Source organism: Janthinobacterium sp. J1-1 (genome assembly GCF_030944405.1).
Taxonomy (GTDB): domain Bacteria; phylum Pseudomonadota; class Gammaproteobacteria; order Burkholderiales; family Burkholderiaceae_D; genus Janthinobacterium.
Window position 1 is genome coordinate 5,751,231 of sequence record NZ_CP132339.1, and the last position, 18,523, is coordinate 5,769,753.

At 61.4% G+C, this 18,523-nt stretch carries 17 protein-coding genes and 1 tRNA gene; 8 read left to right on the forward strand and 10 right to left on the reverse strand.

Annotated elements, in window-relative coordinates:
• Positions 1-299: 299 nt before the first annotated feature.
• A complete protein-coding gene (locus tag Q8L25_RS26240) occupies positions 300-1,631 on the forward strand; it encodes an IS4 family transposase (RefSeq protein ID WP_308922182.1) in 1,332 nt (443 codons plus the stop codon).
• 322 nt (positions 1,632-1,953) lie between these two features.
• Here the strand turns inward: Q8L25_RS26240 and Q8L25_RS26245 are convergent.
• The 4 genes from Q8L25_RS26245 to Q8L25_RS26260 all read right to left on the reverse strand — a co-directional run bounded on the left by Q8L25_RS26245 (position 1,954) and on the right by Q8L25_RS26260 (position 5,291).
• Positions 1,954-2,043: transfer RNA gene (locus Q8L25_RS26245), tRNA-Ser, on the reverse strand.
• A gap of 87 nt (positions 2,044-2,130) precedes the next feature.
• Entirely contained in the window at positions 2,131-3,420 is a 1,290-nt protein-coding gene (serS, locus tag Q8L25_RS26250; protein WP_308922183.1) for a serine--tRNA ligase, read from the reverse strand.
• A gap of 100 nt (positions 3,421-3,520) precedes the next feature.
• On the reverse strand, positions 3,521-3,724 hold the full coding sequence (locus tag Q8L25_RS26255) for a hypothetical protein (RefSeq protein ID WP_308922184.1): 204 nt from the start codon (positions 3,722-3,724) through the stop codon (positions 3,521-3,523).
• Between the two features lie 151 nt (positions 3,725-3,875).
• Positions 3,876-5,291, reverse strand: a complete 1,416-nt coding sequence (locus Q8L25_RS26260) for a PLP-dependent aminotransferase family protein (RefSeq protein ID WP_308922185.1) — start codon at positions 5,289-5,291, stop codon at positions 3,876-3,878.
• A 197-nt stretch (positions 5,292-5,488) separates the two neighbouring features.
• Between Q8L25_RS26260 and Q8L25_RS26265 the strand changes: the two genes are divergently transcribed.
• Together Q8L25_RS26265 and Q8L25_RS26270 are read left to right on the forward strand one after the other, a co-directional pair.
• Positions 5,489-5,767, forward strand: coding sequence for a DUF2917 domain-containing protein (locus Q8L25_RS26265; protein WP_308922186.1), 279 nt, complete (start codon positions 5,489-5,491; stop codon positions 5,765-5,767).
• On the forward strand, positions 5,764-6,501 hold the full coding sequence (locus tag Q8L25_RS26270) for an NAD(P)-dependent oxidoreductase (protein WP_308922187.1): 738 nt from the start codon (positions 5,764-5,766) through the stop codon (positions 6,499-6,501). The genes Q8L25_RS26265 and Q8L25_RS26270 overlap by 4 nt, the downstream gene beginning before the upstream one ends.
• Positions 6,502-6,504: 3 nt before the next feature.
• On the opposite strand, the gene Q8L25_RS26275 is transcribed toward Q8L25_RS26270, so the two are convergent.
• The 3 genes from Q8L25_RS26275 to Q8L25_RS26285 all read right to left on the reverse strand — a co-directional run bounded on the left by Q8L25_RS26275 (position 6,505) and on the right by Q8L25_RS26285 (position 10,921).
• Positions 6,505-7,812: a replication-associated recombination protein A gene (locus Q8L25_RS26275; RefSeq protein ID WP_308922188.1), complete on the reverse strand. Its 1,308-nt coding sequence runs from the start codon at positions 7,810-7,812 to the stop codon at positions 6,505-6,507.
• Between the two features lie 80 nt (positions 7,813-7,892).
• Positions 7,893-8,549: an outer membrane lipoprotein chaperone LolA gene (gene lolA, locus Q8L25_RS26280; RefSeq protein ID WP_308922189.1), complete on the reverse strand. Its 657-nt coding sequence runs from the start codon at positions 8,547-8,549 to the stop codon at positions 7,893-7,895.
• Positions 8,550-8,554: 5 nt separating this feature from the next.
• Positions 8,555-10,921 (reverse strand): DNA translocase FtsK 4TM domain-containing protein, encoded by a 2,367-nt coding sequence (locus Q8L25_RS26285; RefSeq protein ID WP_308922190.1) that lies wholly within the window; start codon positions 10,919-10,921, stop codon positions 8,555-8,557.
• 216 nt (positions 10,922-11,137) lie between these two features.
• On the opposite strand from Q8L25_RS26285, the gene trxB reads away from it, so the two are divergent.
• From trxB to Q8L25_RS26300, 3 genes are all read left to right on the forward strand, one after another.
• Entirely contained in the window at positions 11,138-12,091 is a 954-nt protein-coding gene (gene trxB, locus Q8L25_RS26290; protein WP_065307162.1) for a thioredoxin-disulfide reductase, read from the forward strand.
• Between the two features lie 14 nt (positions 12,092-12,105).
• Positions 12,106-12,771 carry a Smr/MutS family protein gene (locus tag Q8L25_RS26295; RefSeq protein ID WP_308922191.1) on the forward strand — a complete coding sequence of 222 codons (666 nt, stop codon included), beginning with the start codon at positions 12,106-12,108 and terminating at the stop codon, positions 12,769-12,771.
• Positions 12,772-12,894: 123 nt separating this feature from the next.
• Entirely contained in the window at positions 12,895-13,524 is a 630-nt protein-coding gene (locus tag Q8L25_RS26300) for a trimeric intracellular cation channel family protein (protein WP_065307164.1), read from the forward strand.
• A 61-nt stretch (positions 13,525-13,585) separates the two neighbouring features.
• Here the strand turns inward: Q8L25_RS26300 and Q8L25_RS26305 are convergent, their stop codons facing one another.
• Together Q8L25_RS26305 and Q8L25_RS26310 are read right to left on the reverse strand one after the other, a co-directional pair.
• On the reverse strand, positions 13,586-13,924 hold the full coding sequence (locus Q8L25_RS26305) for a P-II family nitrogen regulator (RefSeq protein ID WP_308922192.1): 339 nt from the start codon (positions 13,922-13,924) through the stop codon (positions 13,586-13,588).
• Positions 13,925-13,967: 43 nt separating this feature from the next.
• The gene (locus Q8L25_RS26310) at positions 13,968-15,587 is read right to left on the reverse strand and encodes an NAD+ synthase (RefSeq protein ID WP_308922193.1); all 1,620 of its coding nucleotides are present in this window, start codon (positions 15,585-15,587) and stop codon (positions 13,968-13,970) included.
• 99 nt (positions 15,588-15,686) lie between these two features.
• On the opposite strand from Q8L25_RS26310, the gene Q8L25_RS26315 reads away from it, so the two are divergent.
• Positions 15,687-16,820, forward strand: coding sequence for a GNAT family N-acetyltransferase (locus tag Q8L25_RS26315; RefSeq protein ID WP_308925808.1), 1,134 nt, complete (start codon positions 15,687-15,689; stop codon positions 16,818-16,820).
• 181 nt (positions 16,821-17,001) lie between these two features.
• Entirely contained in the window at positions 17,002-17,853 is an 852-nt protein-coding gene (locus Q8L25_RS26320; RefSeq protein WP_308922194.1) for an undecaprenyl-diphosphate phosphatase, read from the forward strand.
• Positions 17,854-17,924: 71 nt separating this feature from the next.
• On the opposite strand, the gene ppa is transcribed toward Q8L25_RS26320, so the two are convergent.
• Complete coding sequence (gene ppa, locus Q8L25_RS26325) at positions 17,925-18,473, reverse strand: inorganic diphosphatase (RefSeq protein ID WP_308922195.1); 549 nt, start codon at positions 18,471-18,473, stop codon at positions 17,925-17,927.
• Positions 18,474-18,523 lie beyond the last annotated feature (50 nt).

Sequence of the window (18,523 nt, forward strand, 5' to 3'; positions counted from 1 at the left end):
TGCTCAAACTGCCGGGGCCGTTTGAGCGAGGCGCTATTCTAGCATGGGGGGCAAGAGTTTGGGGAGAGGTTTTTCACAGTTTTCATTCTTGCAAACCTGAATGGACGATTCGGGGAGCCTCGCGCGAAGTACGCGCTCGTCTTCGAATCCCACGCGCCTGCCCCGCAGGGGGCAGGCTCCTCTCCGCCGGCACAAATAAAAAAAGCTCCCTTGCGGGAGTAATGCCGTTCAGTTAAGACTGAACGGCATTTTTATTTTGGGCTTGTAAACGTCAGGGTCTGCTGTTAACCTGCCTGGCTATGCTCAACGATACTCTCCACTTCCTTGCTAACCACCTTGAAGCACCTGACTGGCGCCGGCTGGGCGAACACTTGCCGGTCGAGTGGATTGATCAAGCCGTGCAGCATACTGATGCAATGAGCATCCGCCATCGTCGCCTACCGGCCGAACAGGTAGTCTGGCTGATGGTGGCATTGGCACTATATCGCCACAAGTCCATTAGTGAGGTCCTCGATGATCTCGGCTTGGCCGTTCCAGATGCACAGACTCCTTTTGTCAGCAAGAGCGCGGCTGCCCAGGCGCGCCAGCGCCTCGGCTCAGATCCGTTGAAGTGGCTGTTCGACCACTCAGCACAGCATTGGTGCGGCCAGGATCGTCGCTCGTATCTGTTCAAAGGATTGGTACTTTTTGCAATGGATGGGACCACTTTGCGGACCCATGACAATGACGAGACCCGTGAACACTTCGGCGCACAAAATTATTCCAGTGGCGCCATCGCGAGCTACCCTCAGGTACGCGGGGTGACCGTCACTGCGTTGTCAACCCATCTTGTTCACAGCGCTGCGTTTGGGCCTTACGGCACGAACGAAATGCTGTACGCCAAAAGGCTGATCGATGGCATACCCAACGATTCGCTGACCGTCTTCGATCGCGGATTTCTCTCAGCTGAAATTCTGTGCGCGCTAACCCGAGGCGGAAGTGAGCGCCACTTCGTCATCCCTGCCAAATCGAATACACGCTGGGAAGTGATCGAGGGCACTGAGGATGGCGACGACTTCACAGTGCGCATGCGCGTGTCACCGCAGGCGCGTGCCAAGTGTGCACAATTGCCGGAGTTTTGGGAGGCGCGTGCCATTACCGTCGTTGATGAACAAGCGCGAAGGCGTGTCCTGCTCACTTCGCTATGCGACCGACGCCGCTACAAACATGCCGATATCGAGAACTGCTACAAGCGTCGCTGGGGCATCGAAACAAGCTATCGCGAACTCAAGCAGACGATGCTTGGCGCCACGCTTACCCTGCGCTCAAAAACGGTAGATGGCGTGTACCAGGAGATCTGGGGCACCCTGATCGCCTATAACTTGATCCGACTGGAGATCGCCAAAGCCGCCTTGGTAGTCAAATGCGCACCGACCGAAGTGAGCTTCATCCGGGCCTTCCACCTGATCCAGTTCGAACTTCACTGGGCCGCCGTCACTAGGTCGTACGGCAAGCTGCCTGCGTCAATGAAACATCTGCGCGAAAGGCTGGTTAGCCTCTTGAATGACGAACGGCCCGATCGAAAATTCGACCGGGCCGTCAAGGCTAAACCAAAGCGTTATGCCACGCGCGTTCTACGAAAACCTGCTTAACTGAACGGCATTACCCTTGCGGGAGCTTCTTTTTCTTGAAAACCTGAATGGACGATTCGGGGAGCCTCGCGCAAGTACGCGCTCGTCTTCGAATCCCACGCGCCTGCCCCGCAGGGGGCAGGCTCCTCTCCGCCGCCACAAATAAAAAAAGCTCCCTTGCGGGAGCTCCTTTTTCTTGAAAACCTGAATGGACGATTCGGGGAGCCTCGCGCGAAGTACGCGCTCGTCTTCGAATCCCACGCGCCTGCCCCGCAGGGGGCAGGCTCCTCTCCGCCGGCACAAATAAAAAAAGCTCCCTTTCGGGAGCTCCTTTTATTTGTTCTGGCGGAGAGGGTGGGATTCGAACCCACGGTACGATTTAACGTACGCTTGATTTCGAGTCAAGTACATTCGACCACTCTGCCACCTCTCCAGGTACTGCGCATTGCTTGCGGTCTCTCTCGCATTGCTGCGAGAAGGCAAGATTATAGCAGCCCGCGGGAAAAAGAAAAGGACTTTTTTACGCCTTCAGATGCGTCAGGCCGCCCATGTACGGGCGCAGCACCGGCGGGATCTCGACGCTGCCGTCGGCTTGCTGGTAGTTTTCCAATACCGCCACCAAAGTGCGGCCGACCGCCAGGCCGGAGCCGTTCAGGGTGTGGGCCAGTTCCGGTTTGCCGGCGGCGTTGCGGAAACGCGCTTGCATGCGGCGGGCCTGGAAGGCTTCCGTGTTCGACAGGGACGAGATTTCGCGGTAGGTGTTCTGCGCCGGCAGCCATACTTCCAGGTCGAACGTCTTGGCGGCGGTAAAGCCCATGTCGCCGGTGCACAGCGACATCACGCGGTACGGCAGGCCCAGGCGCTGCAGAATGGTTTCGGCGTGGCCGACCATTTCGTCAAGCACGTCGTACGAGGTATCGGGATGGACCACCTGCACCATCTCGACCTTGTCGAACTGGTGCTGGCGTATCATGCCGCGCGTGTCGCGGCCGTAGCTGCCCGCTTCCGAGCGGAAGCATGGCGTATGCGCCGTCATTTTCAAGGGCAGCTGGTCCAGCGGCAGGATTTCGTCGCGGGCGATATTGGTCAGCGTGACTTCCGAGGTCGGGATCAGGTAGAAGGTCTCGCCCTCGCCTTCCACGCCGCCTTTTTTCACCGAGAACAGGTCGGCTTCGAACTTCGGCAGCTGGCCCGTGCCGCGCAGGGAATCGGCGTTGACCATGTAGGGGGTGTAGCATTCCGTGTAGCCATGCTCGTCGACGTGCGTGTTGAGCATGAACTGCGCCAGCGCGCGGTGCAAACGGGCGATGCCGCCTTTCATGACCGAGAAGCGCGAGCCGGTCAGCTTGGTCGCCACTTCAAAGTCGAGGCCCAGCGCGGCGCCGACGTCGACATGGTCCTTGACTTCGAAATCGAAACTGCGCGGCGTGCCGACCTTGCGCACTTCCACGTTGCCCGCCTCATCTTCGCCGACCGGCGCCGATTCGTGCGGCAGGTTGGGCACGGCCATAATGAAGTCGCTCAGCCTGGCTTGCACCAGCGCCAGCGCCGTTTCATCGGCTTTCAGTTCGTCGCCCAGGCCAGCCACTTGCGCCATCACGGCCGAGGTGTCTTCGCCCTTGCCTTTCAACATGCCGATCTGCTTGGACAGCGCATTGCGCTTGCCCTGCAATTCTTCGGTGCGCGTCTGTATCGCCTTGCGTTCGGCTTCGAGGGCGGTGAAACCTGCCACGTCGAGCTGGAACTTGCGCGTCGCCAGGCGGGCGGCAACGGTGGCGATGTCTTTACGGAGTAATTGGATATCTATCATGGGGTGCGTGGCGGTGCCGATGTATCGAAAGCACTCATTGTACCAAGACCCGTTCACTTCATTATGAGTTTTGCGCTGGCCGGCCTGGCGGCCGCCAGCATCAGATGAAAGCGGCTTTTTCGGCGGCGCTCAGACGGCGCGCGCTGACGGTCACGACCGGGATCGAGGTGTCGACTGCCTGGGCGACCAGGGCCGAGTCGGCGCTGACGGTAACGGCGCGGGTATCGGCGGTGGCAAAGCTGGAACCGATGGCCAGGACGGCGGCGGCGACAAAGGCGATTTCCATGTTTTTCAGTGCGTTCATGATGTGGCTCCTGGTGATGTTGTGTGTCGTTAAGTGCTGCTGGTATGGTGGTACTTTAGCCAGCAAACACCTGCGACACCACCGGATTGCGACCAGCGGCGAAAAACGCGGCGCGAACGGTAAAAAACAGGAACTGAGGCGAGAATGGACGCTACAGCGCGTCCTTGACCAGGCCGCCCAGCCGGGCAATCGCCTGCTCGATGCGCGGCGTCCAGGCATTGCCGCAATTGAGGCGCAGATAATTGCCGAACTTGCCCGAGGCCGAGAACAGCTGGCCCGGCATATACGCCACGCCCTGCGCGATGGCCGTGCCATGCAGCGCCAGCGCATCGACCTGCGCCGGCATCTCGACCCACAGTACAAAGCCGCCCTGCGGCTCGGACAGCCGGCACTCTGGCGGAAAACTGGCCGCCACCGCATCGGACATGCGGGCGATGCGCTGCACCAGGGTGCGCCGCATCTTGCGCAATTGCTGGTCGTAGCTGCTGCCTTCCAAAAAGTCGGCCAGCACGGCCTGGAAAAAATGGCTGGTGGCGCCGCTGGACACGGTTTTCAGCAAGGCCACTTCCTGCGCAAAGCGTCCGGCCAGCACATAGCCGACGCGCGAGGCGGGCGTGACCGCCTTGGAAAACGACGAGCACAACAATACGTTGCCGCTGCTGTCCCAGGCTTTCACGGGCCAGGGCCGCTGCTGGGCAAAGCACAGGTCGCCATACACGTCGTCTTCCACCAGCGGAATATTAAATTGCGACAGCAGGCCCGCCAGGCGCTGCTTGTGCGCGTCCGGCATCACGCAGCCCAGGGGATTGTTGGCGTTCGGCACGAACAGACACGCTTGCACCAGGCCCTCGCGCAGGGCCAGTTCCAGCGCGTCCAGCGACGGCCCCGTCTTCGGATCGGTGGGAATTTCGAGCGCCTTCATGCCCAGGCTTTCGATCATCTGCAGCAGCACGAAGTAGGTGGCCGACTCGATGGCGATGGTGTCGCCCGGTTTCGCCACGGCGCGCAGGCACAGGCTGATCGCCTCGGTGCAGGAATTGGTGACGACGATCTCGCCCGGGTCCAGCTTGCCCCAGTCCAGCGCGCGGCGCGTTACCTGGCGCAAGAAATTGCCTTCGCTGATGTCGTAGCAGCTGACCTTGCTGAGCAAGGCCGGCTCGCGCCGCGCCACCGCGCTGATGGTGCGTTGCATGCGCTTGATGGGCAGGATTTCATCGGGCGGCCAGGCCGTGCCCAGCTGCACGATATTCGCCGTTTCATTGTCCTTCAGCACCCGCATCAGCAGATTGTTGATGCCGACAAACGCCGGCTCCTTCAGGTGCTGGGCCTGTGCGCTGCACGGCCGGCGCGGCGCGCGATGCCGCACGAAATAGCCGGACTGCGGCCGCGCATCGACCTGGCCGCGGTCTTCCATCAGGCGCAGGGCCTGCATCACGGTACTGATGGACAGCCGCTTTTGCTGCGCCAGATGGCGGATCGACGGCAGCCGCTCGCCGGGCGCGAACACGCGCGTGTCGATCAGCGCCCCCAGTTCGTTGGCCAGGTGTTCGTACAGATTGGTGTGCATGGTGTCCTTGCTTTCCTCATTCCCTGCGCCAGTATGCGGTGGGCCGGCCAGGCTGGCACAGATACAGTTGCCGCATTTTTTGACAAGCACAGTGTAGCCGCGAGCGCACTGTATGCATGACAATTTCGATTGAGTGCATCTGTTCCGGCTCATGCTGGCCGCTTAAGCTGTTCCTGTCCGCACACCAGGAGCACGCCATGGCCACCGAGCACGTTTTGCACAGCAACCGACCCTTGCGGCTGGAGCACGCCAGCGCCGGCGTGATCGAATGCCTGGAAGGCCGCGCCTGGATCACCGCCTACGATCAATTCGACGACACCGTGCTGCAGCCGGGCCAGCGCTACACCATACCGAACGACGGCCTGGTGCTGGCCGAAGCGGTGGGCAGCGGGCGCATCCGTTTTCATGCGGCTGCGCCACAACGTGCCTGGTGGGCGTTACATATCCCGACATTATTGAGCACAAGGACGACATGACTTTATCTTTACCACGCGTGCTCGTCACGGGCGCGGCCGGCGTGATCGGCACCGTTTTCTGGAACAGCCGGCACGGGGAATTCTCCCTGCGCCTGGCCGACCTGCACACAAGCAGCCTGGCGCAAGCGCCCTGCCCTGTGCTCCGGCTCGATGTCAGCGACTACCAGGCCTGCCTGGCCGCCTGCGCCAATATTGACGTGGTACTGCACCTGGCCGGTGTGCCGCATGCGGGCGCCGATTTCGATACCCAGTTGCTGCAGCCAAATATCATCGGCACGCACAATATCTTTCGCGCGGCGCAGGCGCAGGGTGTCAAGCGCGTGATATTCGCCAGCAGCGCGCAAGCGGTGGAAGGCTATCCGCTCGACATGCAGGTGTACGAACACATGCCGGCGCGGCCCGCCAATATGTACGGCGCCAGCAAGGCGTTCGGCGAAGGGGTGGCGTCGGCATTCGCGCATCAGCACGGCATGACGGCGATCGCCGTGCGCATCGCCAATCTGGCGACATTTACACCAGGGCAACAGCACAGCGCACGCGATATCGCCGCCTTTGTCAGCGAGCACGACGTGGTGCAGCTGCTGGCCTGCTGCATTACGGCCGATGTACTGCCCGGTTATCACGTGGTGCATGGCGTGTCGGACAACCGTTACAAGCGGTTGTCGATAGATGCGACGCGCAAGCTGGTGGGATATGCGCCGCAGGATGATGGTTTTACCCTGCTGGGGCTGTAGGCGTCAGCCCTTGCCGACTTTCCGGTCCAGCTCGCGCAGCCAGGCCAGCTTGTCGGCAATCTTGCTTTCCAGCCCACGCGGCACGGGTTTGTACCAGCCCGGTTCGGCCATGCCGTCCGGGAAATACGTTTCACCGGCCGCATAGGCGTCGGGCTCGTCATGCGCGTAACGATAAGCATGGCCGTAGCCCAGCTCCTTCATCAATTTGGTCGGCGCATTGCGCAGGTGCACCGGCACTTCCTTGGACTTGTCCTTTTTCACGAACGCCATCGCCGTATTGAAGGCGTTGTAGCCGGCATTGCTTTTCGCGGCGATCGCCAGGTAGATCACGGCCTGGCCCAGTGCCAGCTCGCCCTCTGGCGAGCCGAGCCGTTCATAGGTTTCGGCCGCGTCGTTGACCATGGTCAGCGCGCGCGGGTCGGCCAGGCCGATATCTTCCCAGGCCATGCGCACGATGCGGCGCGACAGATAACGCGGATCGGCGCCGCCGTCGATCATGCGGCAGAACCAGTACAGGGCCGCATCGGGGTTCGAGCCACGCACGGACTTGTGCAGGGCCGAGATCTGGTCATAGAAATTGTCGCCGCCCTTGTCGAAACGGCGCGAATTCAACGTCAATGCATTGTCGACAAAGGCCGCATCGATGTTCGTGGTGCCGGTCGAGCTGGCGGCCGTGTCGGCCTGTTCCAGCAAATTCAAAAAGCGCCGCGCGTCGCCGTCGGCATAGCCGATCAGGGTATCGACGGCAGCGTCCTCGAATACCAGGTGCGACAAGGCGGTGGCCTGCGCCTTGGCCAGCAATTGCTTCAGCTCGTCTTCCGTCAGCGATTTCAACACATACACTTGCGCACGCGACAGCAGCGCCGAGTTCACTTCAAAACTGGGATTTTCCGTGGTCGCGCCGATAAAGGTGACCAGGCCCGATTCCACGAAGGGCAGCAAGGCATCCTGCTGCGACTTGTTGAAGCGGTGAATCTCGTCGACAAACAGCAAGGTATGCTTGCCGAACTGGTCCAAGCTGTTGCGAGCCTGGTCCATGGCCGCGCGGATATCCTTGACGCCGGCAAACACGGCCGACAGCGCGATGAATTCGCTGTCAAAGGCATTCGCCATCAGCCGCGCCAGCGTTGTCTTGCCCACGCCGGGCGGACCCCACAAGATCATCGAATGGGCCTTGCCCGCTTCGAAGGCCAGGCGCAGCGGCTTGCCCACGCCCAACAGATGGGTCTGGCCAATGACTTCGGTCAGGATTTTCGGGCGCAGCGCCTCGGCCAGCGGCTGGCGTGGTTCGGTGGAAAAAAGGTCCGCCATAGTATTTACCAGGTAAGAATGCAAAAGCCCCGCATCGCTGCGAGGCCGGTCGACAAGGAAGCGCGACTAAAGCAATGACGTCAATTATTGATCACGTCCGCGCCCTTGGGCATGACAAATTTAAAGTGATTGGCCGCCAGGGACGGATTCTTCTGGAAGTTCTTGAACGACAGGATCGAGGTCTGGCCGAACGAGTCGCGCAGCTCCATCGCTTCGGGCACGCCGTTGCGCAGGCCGATAGTGATTTCGTCGAAGGTCGTGTCCTTGGCTTTCGGCGTCGCCTTCAGCCATTCCAGGCCGTCGCGCGTGCCCGCTTCGGCCAGGGTGAAATTCTTTTCCAGGTCGTTGCTTCCGAACAGGATGGCGGCTGGCGAGGAACCGAGCGCGTCGCCCAGTTTCTTGATGGTGACCTGGCTCAGGTCCTTGTCATAGATATACAGCTGCTCGCCATCGGCCTGCAGCAGTTGTTCATATGGTTTCAGATAGGTCCAGATGAACTTGCCCGGGCGGGCGAATTCAAAGGTGCCGCTGGCCGGGGTCGAGACTTTCGCCTTGCCGCCCGCCTCCGCCTTTTTCACTTGCCGCTGCACGAATTCGCCCTTGGCCGACTTGGTGCCGGCGGCGAAGCTCTTGAATTGTTCCAGCGCGCTGGCCGAGGCGCTGGCCGCGAACAGCAGGCCGCAGGCAAGGCTGGTGGCGCCGATCATGAATTTTGTTGCGATAGTCTGTTTGCTCATTCTTCTTATCCTGGTTCGGCACTGGCCGCCGGCACCAGGATTTCCCGGTTGCCATTGGACTGCATGGTTGAGACGACACCGCTTTGCTCCATCTGCTCCAGCAAACGGGCCGCGCGATTGTAGCCGATGCGCAAATGGCGCTGCACCAGCGAAATCGAGGCGCGGCGGTTTTTCAAGACGACTTGCACGGCCTGGTCGTACAGGGCATCGGCCTCGCCGCCGCCCTCGCCCGGCGCGCCACCGGCTTCGCCGCCCTCGCCTTCCAGGGTGCCGCCTTCGAGGATGCCCTCGATATAGTTCGGCTCGCCCTGCAGCTTCAGGTGGCTGACCACGCGGTGTACTTCCTCGTCGGACACGAACGCGCCGTGCACCCGCATCGGCAAACCGGTGCCGGGCGGCATGTACAACATGTCGCCCATGCCGAGCAGGGTTTCCGCGCCCATCTGGTCGAGAATCGTGCGCGAGTCAATTTTGGACGACACCTGGAACGCGATACGGGTCGGGATATTCGCCTTGATCAGGCCCGTGATCACGTCTACAGATGGGCGCTGCGTGGCCAATATCAAGTGCAGGCCGGCCGCGCGCGCCTTTTGCGCGATACGGGCGATCAATTCCTCGACTTTTTTACCCACCACCATCATCAGGTCGGCCAGCTCGTCGATGATGATGACGATGGTCGGCAATTTTTCCAGCGGTTCCGGCGAATCCGGCGTCAGGCTGAACGGATTCGGGATATGTTCTTCCCGCTTGGCCGCGTCGGCGATCTTCGTGTTGTAGCCGGCCAGGTTGCGCACGCCCATCTTGCTCATCAGCTTGTAGCGGCGTTCCATCTCGTTCACGGCCCAGTTCAGCGCATGGCCGGCCTGGCGCATGTCGGTCACCACCGGCGCCAGCAAATGCGGAATGCCTTCGTAGACCGACATTTCCAGCATCTTCGGGTCGATCAAAATTAAACGCACGTCGAGCGGGTCGGACTTGTACAGCAGGGAGAGGATGGTGGCGTTGATGCCCACCGACTTGCCGGAGCCGGTGGTACCGGCCACCAGCAAGTGCGGCATCTTGGCCAGGTCGGCCACCACCGGCTTGCCGGCGATATCCTTGCCCAGCGCAATCGTCAGGCTCGACACGCCATCGTTATACACCTTGGATCCGAGAATTTCCGTCAGGCGCACGATCTGGCGCTTGCTGTTCGGCAGTTCCAGCGCCATGTAGTTCTTGCCGGGAATGGTTTCCACTACCCGGATCGACGTCAGCGACAGCGAACGGGCCAGGTCGCGCGCCAGGCCCACGATCTGGCTGCCCTTCACGCCGGTGGCCGGTTCAATCTCGTAGCGCGTGACAACCGGGCCCGGGTAAGCGGCCACGACCTTGGCGTCGACGCCAAAGTCGGACAATTTCTTTTCAATCAGGCGGCTGGTAAATTCCAGCGTTTCCACCGACACGGTTTCCACCACGGCCGGCGCTTCATCGAGCAAGGACAAGGGCGGCAGCTTGCCGTCGCCCAGGCCTTCGAACAGATAGGCCTGGCGTTCCTTTTCCACCCGCTCGGATTTCACCACGGCCACCACCTGCGGCTCGATTTTCACCGGCGGCGCGGCCACGTGTTTTTCCACATGCTTGGCGCGTTCGATCACCACCACCTCGTCGCGGCGCACGGCGGCCACTTCGCCCTGGCGGCGGTCTTCGCGGTCGCGGTAGCGCAGCACGAACCAGTTGAAGCTGTCTTCGATGGCGGCGCCGATGCGCTCGGCCACCTGCAGCCAGGAAACGTGGAAGAACAGGCTGAAACCGAGCGCGAACAGCAGCAGCAGCAGCAAGGTCGCGCCGGTGAACCCAAACGCCACGTGGCCGGAATGGCCGACCAGCTGGCCCAACACGCCACCGGGTTCGCGCGGCAGCTGCACGTGCAGGCTTTTCGCCATGCGCAGGTATTCCAGGCCCATGCTGCCGATCAGCATGATGGAAAATCCGACGATGCGGATCAGCATCTCGACATGGTGTTCGCGCTCGACCTCGTCTTCCTGCTCCAGCAGGAAGCGCCGGCTGAGCCGGCGATAGCCGTTCCACACCGTGCGCAGCAGCCACACGCACCACCACCAGGCGGAAAAGCCGAAGATATACAACAGCAGGTCGGACAGGGTCGCGCCCAGCTTGCCGCCCAGGTTCGCCACCTTGTCGACCGAGGTGGCGTGCGACCAGCCCGGATCGAGCTTGTTGAAGCTGGCCAGGATCAGCACGAAATACAGGGCGAAGGCGGCAAACGCGAACCAGCGCGCCTCGGACAACAGCCGTACCAGCCGGTTGGGCAGCGGGCGGCGCACGACCGGCTTGCGGGTGTAACTGTTCTGGTTGGCCTGGGCTGGTTTAGTCATTCTGGGAAGCGCTGCAAGGTGAAAAATGTTTCTGTAAGGGAATTTCCCATCATAAGCTGTATTCTAAGCCATATGTGTCTGGGACGACCCCACGATTCGTCTGTGTGGACGGCTTGGTCTATAATCCGGGCATAGCTTGCGCAAGCACAACACTCCCTTGTTCTTGACGTGATTGCCCCCAATTCGGATAGACCCCATACATAGAGAAGCCCCATCATGACCACTACCAAACACGCCCGCGTTCTGATCCTTGGCTCCGGCCCTGCCGGCTACAGCGCCGCCGTCTATGCCGCGCGCGCCAACCTGAAACCGATGCTGGTGACCGGCGTGGAACAGGGCGGCCAGCTGATGACCACCACCGACGTGGAAAACTGGCCTGGCGATCCGATGGGCGTGCAAGGCCCGGACCTGATGCAGCGCCTGCTGCAGCACGCCGAGCGTTTCAATACGGAAATCGTGTTTGACCATATCCACACCACTTTCCTGAACGAAAAGCCGATCCGCTTGAAAGGCGACAGCCACGAATATACCTGCGACACCCTGATTATCGCCACCGGTGCTTCCGCGCAATACCTGGGCCTGCCTTCGGAATCGGCCTTCATGGGCAAGGGCGTGTCGGCCTGCGCCACCTGCGACGGTTTCTTCTACCGCAACCAGGAAGTGGCGGTCGTGGGCGGCGGCAATACGGCCGTCGAAGAAGCGCTGTACCTGTCGAATATCGCCGACAAGGTCACCCTGATCCACCGCCGCGACAAGTTCCGCGCCGAAGCGATCCTGATCGACCGCCTGAACGCCAAGGTTGCCGAAGGCAAGATCGTGCTGAAGTACAACCACACGCTGGACGAAGTGACGGGCAACGAAGGCGGCGTGACGGGCCTGAACATCAAGTCCACCATCGACGGCAAGGTCGAAGCCCTGAGCGTGCACGGCGTGTTCATCGCCATCGGCCACAAGCCGAACACCAGCATCTTCGAAGGCCAGCTCGACATGCACAACGGCTATATCAAGACCAAAACCGGCCTGGAAGGCATGGCCACCGCCACCAGCGCACCGGGCGTGTTTGCCGCCGGCGACGTGCAGGACCATATCTACCGCCAGGCCATTACCAGCGCCGGCACCGGTTGCATGGCAGCACTGGACGCCCAGCGCTACCTGGAAGGCCAGGAGTAATCCAGGTGGCGTCGATGAAAGACTTTGCCGACCTGAAAGCCGTGAGCAAGCAGCTCAAGGAGCAGGCCGAAGCGCGCGCGGTGGAACAGGCCGAGCGCGCCAAAAAGGCGCAAGTGCAGGCGGTGGAAGGCAATCTGTTCAAGGCCAGCATCGGCGGCGTCAAGCGCCTGCCCGAATCGGACCGCTATGTGCCGGCGCTGCCGAAGACGCCCGCCATGACGTCGACCCAGCCGGCGCGCAAGCTGTCGCGCGAGGAAGACGATGCGGCCGTGCTGCGCGAGTCGCTGTCGGACCTGTTCGAAGTCGACCATTACCTGGAAAACGATCCGGCCCTCAATTATGCGGCGCCCGGCGTCGGTCCCGACGTGATCAAAAAGATGCGCAAGGGCCACTGGCCGATCCAGGATGAGCTGGACTTGCACGGCCTGCGCCGCGACGAGGCACGCGACGGCATCGGCGCTTTCCTGGCCCATGCGACACGGCGCAAGCTGCGCTGCGTACGCGTGATCCACGGCAAGGGTTTCGGTTCGAAAGGACAGGAACCGGTGCTGAAATCGATGGTGCACAGCTGGCTGGTGCAAAAGCCGGAAGTGATCGCCTTTTGCCAGTCGCGCCGCTCGGAAGGCGGCGATGGCGCCTTGACGGTGCTGCTGGCGGCGGCGCTGCAGGTGGTGCGCTAGCGCTACTGCAACACTGTTAAAAGTTACTCTCATGCACGGCCCCGTTTGTCACCATTCGGGGCCGTGTCATGTTAACCTGTGGCTATTATTTTTTGCTGAGTAATAGCTCAGGCGCCGCCTCCCATGATGCCACCCCAATTGCCGCCCGGCTCGCTGATCAAACTGATCGAAGTGATCGCCATCCTGGTGGGCGCGTTTTCCGGTTTTATCGAAGCGCGCCGCAAACGCATGGATCTGGTGGGCGTGTTCGTGGTGGCCTTTATCACGGCCTTTGGCGGAGGGACCTTGCGCGACATCCTGCTTGACAAGCGGCCCCTGTTCTGGGTCTCGCACCAGGAATACGCCATTTTAATCTTCGTGCTGGCGCTCACGGCCGCGCCGCTGATCCAGCATCTGCGGCAAATCGTCTCCGAACGCCTGATCGTGGTGGCCGACGCGATCGGCCTGGGCATGTTCGCGATTGCCGGCGTGGCCGAAGCGATGCGCGCGGGCATGCCGCTGTTTATCGCTTCAATGATGGGCGTGATTACGGGAATCTTTGGCGGCGTGATGCGCGACATCGTCTGCAACGAGGTGCCGATGGTGTTTCGTGATGGCAAACCCTACGCCATCTGCGCCTTTATCGGCTGCTGGGCCTATCTGCTGCAGAAGCACTTCGGCGTCGAGCACGACTTTGCGCTGTGGACCAGCGCCAGCGGCATTACCATCATGCGTCTGATCAGCTGGAAATTCGACATGCGGCTGGGACGGTGAGTTGCCCCGTCCTGCCAACAATGGTGTCGGATTACGCGCGGGGCGCTAATCCGACCTCCGCTTAAACAGCTTCCGGGCCCGTCTCGCCGGTGCGGATACGGATCACCTGCTCGATATTACGGACGAAAATCTTGCCGTCGCCGATCTTGCCGGTACGCGCGGCCTTGATGATGGCGTCCACCACCTGCTCGGACACGCTGTCGTCGACCACCACTTCGACCTTCACCTTCGGCAGGAAATCGACCACATACTCGGCGCCACGGTAGAGTTCGGTGTGGCCTTTCTGGCGGCCGAAACCTTTTACTTCCGTCACGGTCAAACCCGTCACATTCACATCGGCCAGGGCTTCGCGTACTTCGTCGAGCTTGAATGGTTTGATGATGGCGGTAATCTGTTTCATGGCTACTCCTTAAAAATTAATGGCTGTTCGGACAGATGGCTGCTTATTCGGTGAACCTGGACGTGATCGGGTAGCGCCAGTCGCGGCCAAAGCCACGGTGCGTGACACGGATGCCGACCGGCGACTGGCGCCGCTTGTATTCATTGATCTTGATCAGGCGCGTGATGCGGGCCACGTCGGCCGGTGGGTAACCGGCTGCGATAATCTCGGCGATCGGCCGGTTTTCTTCCATGTACAGTTGCATGATGCCGTCGAGAATGTCGTACGGCGGCAGCGAGTCCTGGTCCAGCTGGTCGGCGCGCAGTTCGGCCGACGGTCCGCGCGTCAGGATGCGCTGCGGAATCACGTCGGACACGCTGTTACGCCAAGCACACAGGCGGTAGACCAGAGTCTTGGCGATATCCTTGATCACCGCGAAGCCGCCCGCCATGTCGCCGTACAGGGTGCAATAACCGACCGCCATCTCGCTCTTGTTACCGGTCGTCAATACGATACTGCCATGCTTGTTCGACAGGGCCATCAGCAGGGTGCCGCGGATGCGTGCCTGGATATTCTCTTCCGTCGCATCTTCGGCCAGGCCGGCGAATTCTTCAGCCAGGGTGGCGCGGAAGGCGTCGAAGGTTTGTTTGATCGGAATTTCATCGTAGCGCACATTGAGGCGTTTTACCATGTCGCGCGAGTCGATCCACGAAATATCGGCGGTAAACTGCGACGGCATCATCACGGCGCGCACCTTGTCCGCGCCCAGCGCATCGACGGCGATCGCCAGGGTCAGGGCCGAATCGACACCGCCCGACATGCCGATCAGCACGCCGGGAAAGCCGTTCTTGACTATATAGTCGCGCACGCCCAGCACCAGCGCCTGGTAGACCTGGGCCTCGACCGCCAGGGGCAAGGGCAGCGGCTGCGGCACGGGCGCCGCACCATCGAACTCGACGATCTGCAAGTCTTCCTCGAAATGACGCAATTGCGCGCAAATGGTGCCTTCCGCGTCCATCACAAACGAATCGCCATCGAAAATCAGCTCGTCCTGGCCGCCGACCAGGTTGGCGTACACCAGCGACATGCCTTGCGCGCACACATTCTGGCGCATGGTCTCGTAGCGCAGATGCTGCTTGTTCATGTGATACGGCGAGCCATTCGGCACCAGCAGCACCTGGGCGCCGGCCGCGCGCGCGCGTTCGGGGGCGTGGGCAAACCACGTGTCTTCGCAGATATTGATGCCGAAGCGCACGCCCTTGACGGCAAACACGAAGGCCTGGTCGCTGGATGAGAAATAGCGCTTTTCATCGAACACGGTGGTGTTCGGCAAATCGTGCTTGCGGTAGGTGCCCAGCACCTGGCCGTTGACCAGCACCGAGGCGGCGTTATGGCGCACCAGGCCGGCTTCGTCCTGCAACGGCAAGCCCACTACCACGTGCAAATCGGGGAACTGCGCCAGGTCTTGCGCCAGCGCCGCAAACGTTTGTTGGGTTTTTGCGTAGAATGCATTGCGCAGCAACAGGTCTTCCGGTGGATAGCCGACCAGCGACAGTTCCGGCGTCAGGACGATATCGGCGCCGGCGGCATGGGCGCGGCGGGCCAGGTCGACGATCTTGGCGCGGTTGCCGGCCAGATCGCCGACCGTACTATTCATTTGAGCAATTGCGACTTTGACTGTCATGATATTGGATATTTCGTTTTATTAACAAAGACGGGGCCAGCCCCGAGGGGTTGCAGGTCGATGCCGGCAACCCGAGAGTGATGAATGCAAACCACAACAATGAATTATCGCACGGCTATCGTCTCCACCCTGGCTGAAATTGGCGAGCCGGCATGGTCCGCGCTGCTGGCCTTGCAAGCCGAAGCCAATCCTTTCCTGTCCTACGCCTTTTTGCATGCGATGCACGAATCGGGCTGTGCAAGTGCCGACTCCGGCTGGCAGCCACAGTTCCTGGCGCTGTGGCAAGGTGACACGCTGGCCGCCGCCCTGCCCCTGTATGTCAAGCTGCATTCCTACGGCGAATATGTGTTCGACTGGGCCTGGGCCGACGCCTACCAGCAACACGGCCTGGAATACTATCCGAAACTGCTGTCGGCCATTCCATTTACGCCCGTCAGCGGCAGCCGCTTGCTGGCCCGCGATGGCGAGGCGCGCGCGGCCCTGCTGGCCTTTCTGCAGGCGCGGCAGCAGGCCAGCCAGGTGTCGTCCACGCATATCCTGTTTCCGCCAGAGGCCGAGGCGCGCCAGCTCGAAGAGGCCGGCTTTCTGCTGCGCAGCGGCGTGCAGTTTCACTGGCTGAACCCGGGCTATGCCGATTTCGAGCAATTCCTGGCCACCCTGGAACACAAGAAACGCAAGAATATCCGCGCCGAACGGCGCAAGGTGGCGGAGGCCGGCGTGACCATGCGCCAGGTGCGCGGTACCGACATCACACCGGCGCTGTGGCAATTCTTTCACCGCTGCTACAGCAATACCTATGCCGAGCACCGCTCCTCGCCCTACCTGAACCTGGAATTTTTCGAGCGCATCGGCGCCAGCATGCCAGGCAATATATTGCTGGTGGTGGCCGAACGCGAGGGCCGGGCGATTGCCGCCTCGCTGGTGATCCATACACACGATACTTTATATGGCCGCTACTGGGGCGCGCTCGAGCACGTGCCCTGCCTGCATTTCGAGACGGCGTATTACCAGCCGCTGGAGTTCTGCATCGCGCAGGGCATCGCCACCTTCGAAGGCGGCGCCCAGGGCGAACACAAGATGGCGCGCGGCTTCCTGCCGCAAAAGACCTGGTCGGCCCACTGGCTGGCGCACCCGTCGTTCGCCGACGCCGTACAGCGCTTCCTGGAGCGCGAGCGGGGCGGCATCGACGCGTATCTGGACGAATTGAACGAGCACAGCCCGTTCCGGGAATAAAACTGCCTGTTTTATAAGTAATACGGCTGTGGTAAGCTGGAAAAAGTCACGCCTGCAGCAGACGTGCACTGTCCGCCCTGCCGGTCCTTGTTGGCCGCTCCGCTCAACTTTCTTTTTGGTGAATGCAATTGCAAGTATTTAATTTGACCGGCCGCCGCAACGCGCGCCGTGGAGTGTCCGCATGAGCGGCGTGATCGGCTGGTGGGAAGCAGCCCTGCTGGGCCTGATACAGGGCCTGACCGAATTTTTGCCCGTCTCGTCCAGCGCCCATCTGCGCATTATCGGCCCGTTCTTGCCGTCCGGCGCCGACCCCGGCGCGGCGTTTACCGCGATTACCCAGATCGGCACCGAGCTGGCCGTGCTGATCTACTTTCGCAAGGATATCCTGCGCATCGCCCTGGCCTGGTTCGGCGCCCTGCCCGGCAGCGGCGCGACTGCGGCGGCGAAAAGCAATCCCGACGTGCGCCTGGGCTGGCTGGTGATCATCGGCTCGCTGCCGATCGCCATCCTGGGGCTGGCCTTCCAGCATGCGATCGAAACCTATCTGCGCAACCTCTACCTGACGGCCATCATGCTGATTGTGTTCGGCCTGATCCTCGGCGCGGCCGACCGCCATGGCCGCCATGAACTGCCGCTGTCGCGCATGCGCTGGCGCGACGGCATCATCTTCGGCTTTGCGCAGGCGATGGCGCTGATTCCCGGCGTGTCGCGCTCGGGCGGCACCATCACGGCCGGCCTGATGATGGGCTACACGCGCGAAGCGGCGGCCCGCTATTCCTTTTTGCTGGCGATTCCGGCCGTGCTGGCGTCGGGCTTCTACCAGTTGTATAAAAGCTGGGGCGTGGCCGGCCCGGTCGCGCCCGGCCCCACCCTGCTGGCAACGATCATTGCGTTTTTTGTCGGCTATGGCGTGATCGTGGTCTTCCTGCGCATCGTCAGCAGCCGCGGCTACTGGCCGTTCGTGGCCTACCGCATCGTGCTGGGCGTGTTTGTGCTGGCATTGCTGCAAATGGGCGTGATCGCCGCCCACTGATCGCCTTGCGCCAATAAAAATGCCCCCGTGCCAGAGCTGGCACGGGGGCATTTTTCATGACACGGTGACGATTACGAAGCGCTGTCTTCCGCGTCTTTCTTGTAAGCGGCAACGCCGTTCAGGATTTCAGCGCGGGCTTCGTCGGCGCCGTACCAGCCGTCGATCTTGACCCATTTGCCTTTTTCCAGGTCTTTGTAGTGCTCGAAGAAATGCTGGATCTGGCGCAGGCGCAGTTCGTTCAGATCTTCCGGCTTCTGCCAGTGGCTGTAGATCGACAGGACCTTGTCGACTGGCACGGCCAGCACTTTGGCGTCTTCGCCCGACTCGTCCGTCATCTTCAGCACGCCGATAGGACGGCAGCGCACGACCACGCCAGGGAACAGCGGGAACGGGGTGATGACCAGCACGTCGACCGGATCGCCGTCCGGCGACAGGGTGTTCGGCACATAGCCGTAATTGCACGGGTAGTGCATCGCGGTGCCCATGAAACGGTCGACGAAAATCGCGCCCGATTCCTTGTCCACTTCATATTTGATCGGATCGGCGTTCATCGGGATTTCGATGATCACGTTGAAGTCGTTCGGCAAATCGCGGCCCGAAGGCACTTTATTCAAGCTCATGGGGGTTTCCTCGTGTGTGCTGACAGTGTTTTAACCGCGCAATTATAGCG